General features: G+C 68.4%; 2 protein-coding genes. Both read left to right on the top strand.

Annotated elements, in window-relative coordinates:
- On the top strand, positions 1-1,047 hold a 1,047-nt coding region (locus ACLQ6X_RS16335; protein WP_411701203.1), incomplete at its 5' end, for an aminotransferase class V-fold PLP-dependent enzyme.
- A gap of 565 nt (positions 1,048-1,612) precedes the next feature.
- Positions 1,613-2,998 carry a glycine--tRNA ligase gene (locus ACLQ6X_RS16330; protein WP_411701202.1) on the top strand — a complete coding sequence of 462 codons (1,386 nt, stop codon included), beginning with the start codon at positions 1,613-1,615 and terminating at the stop codon, positions 2,996-2,998.
- Positions 2,999-3,068 lie beyond the last annotated feature (70 nt).

The raw sequence follows: 3,068 nt of genomic DNA, 5'->3' as shown, positions 1-3,068 counted from the left end.
GTCTCACCCTCCCTCGCCGACGCGATCGCGAGCTACGAGGCCCCGCGTCTCTACCTCGGCGCCGCCTCGATCGGGCTTCCCACCCGCGAAACCGTGGCGGCCCAGAAGGCAGACCTCGACCTGTGGTCGGCGGCCGAGCGCTACCCGATGGACTACGACCTGATCATCGGACGCACCCGCGCCAGCTTCGCCTCGCTCGTCGGTGTCACCCCCGACCGCGTGGCCACCGGGTCGCAGACCTCCGTCATGACCAGCCTGCTCGCCGCCGCGGTGCCCGACGGCGCCGAAGTGCTCTGTGTCGACGGCGACTTCTCGTCGATCGTGTTCCCGTTCCTGCAACGCCGCGGGATCGTGGTGCGGTCGGTTCCGCTCGATGCGATCGCCGGAGAAATCACGGATGCCACGTGGCTGGTCGTGTTCTCGCACATCCAGTCCGCCACGGGGCGCGTCGCGGATGTCACGGCCATCGTCGCCGCGGCCGCGGCCCACGACTCCTACACCTATTGCGACACCACCCAGTCGGCCGGGGTGCATCCGGTCGATGCATCCCTCTTCGACGCGACCGTCTGCCACAGCTACAAGTGGCTCTGCTCGCCGCGCGGCGTCGCTTTCCTCACACTGAGCGAGCGGTTCGAGGCGCAACTGACACCGCTTCAGGCCGGCTGGTACGCGGGCGACGCCGTCTGGCAGTCCTGCTACGGACCGAACATGGCGCTCGCGCTCGACGCCCGCCGTTTCGACGTGTCGCCGGCGTGGCCCGCCTGGGTGGGTGCGGAACCCGCGATCGGCATGTTCGCCGCACTCGACATCGACGAGGTGTGGGCGCGCGCGAGCGGGCTCGGCAACGAGCTGTGCGACGCGATCGGCATCGAGCGCCAGAACCAGGCCATCGTGACCTGGGCGGACCCCGACGGACACGACCTCGAACGCCTCGTCGCGGCCGGCATCAAGGCGTCGGGCCGCGCCGGACGTCTGCGCGCCGCCTTCCACCTCTGGAACGACGAGACCGACGTGGCCGCCGTCGTCACCGCGCTGGCCAAGCGCTAGCCCGCCGGCCTTTCCGCTACGCCTTCAGCACCCATAGCGCCTAACCACCCACCCACCTCGCCGCTGAGGCCCCTGTCGGAAATTCAGGATGTCTCGTCGGGTTCGGGTGAACCGGGCGCGGATATTCGCGGGTGAGGTTGCCCGCACCGACGCGACATCCTGAATTCCCGAATCGCGCCGCGCCCCGCCCGTCCGCGTTCAGTCGATGCTTGAGGATGTGCCGCCGCTCCTCGGCGTCAGCGCTAATCGCCAGCACCAATTGCAGCCGCATTGTTCGGAAATTCAGGATGTCTCGTCGGGCTCGGGTGAACCGGGCGCGGAATCACGCGGGTGTGGTGACTTGAACCGACGCGACATCCTGAATTTCCGACTCTCGCGAGGGTTTTCCGAATCTCGTGAGGGTTTTCCGAAACTCGGGCGGGCTCCACGGTTCTCGGGCTCGCTGCGGCTCTCGCGCCGCCGAGCCGTGTCGCCACCCGCTGGCCCGGGGCCGCCGCCCGCGCCGGTAAACTGAACGCTCTACTCGGGCCGCGCATCCAGCACGGCTGAACTTTGGAGCAAATCTGTGGCCAACGCCAATTCCCTTGATGCAATCGTCAACCTCGCCAAGCGCCGGGGTTTCGTCTTCCAGTCGGGAGAGATCTACGGCGGGTCGCGCTCCGCATGGGACTACGGACCGCTCGGCGTAGCGCTCAAAGAGAACATCAAGAAGCAGTGGTGGCAGACGGTCGTGCAGGGGCGTGACGACGTCGTCGGTCTCGACTCGGCGGTCATCCTGCCGCGCAAGGTGTGGGAGGCATCCGGTCACGTCGAGGTCTTCTCCGACCCGCTGGTCGAATCGCTGCACACCCACAAGCGCTACCGCGCCGACCACCTGCTCGAGGCCTACGAGGAGAAGCACGGCCACCCGCCCGTCAACGGCATGGCCGACATCAAGGACCCCGACACCGGCCAGCCCGGATCGTGGACCGAGCCGCAGAACTTCTCGGGCATGCTCAAGACCTACCTCGGTCCGGTCGACAACGAGGAGGGGCTGCACTACCTGCGCCCCGAGACCGCGCAGGGCATCTTCGTCAACTTCGCGAACGTCATGGGCAGCGCGCGCATGAAGCCCCCGTTCGGCATCGGCCAGATCGGCAAGAGCTTCCGCAACGAGATCACGCCCGGAAACTTCATCTTCCGCACGCGCGAGTTCGAGCAGATGGAGATGGAGTTCTTCGTCGAGCCCGGCACGGACGAAGAGTGGCACCAGTACTGGATCGACGCCTCACTCGCCTGGTACACCGACCTCGGCATCAAGCCGGAGAACCTGCGCCTGTTCGAGCACCCTGCCGAGAAGCTCTCGCACTACTCGAAGCGCACCGTCGACATCGAGTACCGCTTCCGCTTCGCCGGCAGCGAGTGGGGCGAGCTCATGGGCGTCGCGAACCGCACCGACTTCGACCTCAAGACGCACTCCGAGGCATCCGGCACCGACCTGTCGTACTTCGACCAGACGCAGGACAAGCGCTGGATCCCGTACGTTATCGAGCCCGCATTCGGCCTGACCCGCGCGCTGATGGCCTTCCTCATCGACGCCTACGCCGAGGACGAGGCACCGAACGCCAAGGGCGGCGTCGACAAGCGCACCGTGCTGCGCCTCGACCGCCGACTCGCGCCGGTGAAGGTGGCCGTGCTGCCGCTGTCGCGCAATGAGCAGCTCTCGCCGCTCGCCCGCTCGGTCGCCGCCGACCTGCGCAAGTACTGGAACGTCGACTTCGACGACGCCGGCGCGATCGGCCGCCGGTACCGGCGCCAGGACGAGATCGGCACCCCGTTCGCGATCACCGTCGACTTCGAGTCGCTCGAGGACAACGCCGTGACCGTGCGCGAGCGCGACTCGATGGCCCAGGAGCGCGTCTCGCTCGACCGGCTGCGGGGCTACCTCGCGGAGCAGCTGCTCGGCGCCTAGCCGCCCCGCGCCACTGCGGCCCCGCACCCCGGCCACCCGCACCCCGGCCGCCCCGCACCCCGGGCCGCCC

Source organism: Conyzicola sp. (assembly GCF_046714715.1).
Lineage (GTDB): Bacteria > Actinomycetota > Actinomycetes > Actinomycetales > Microbacteriaceae > Conyzicola.
This window is presented reverse-complemented; position numbering and strand designations above follow the sequence as displayed.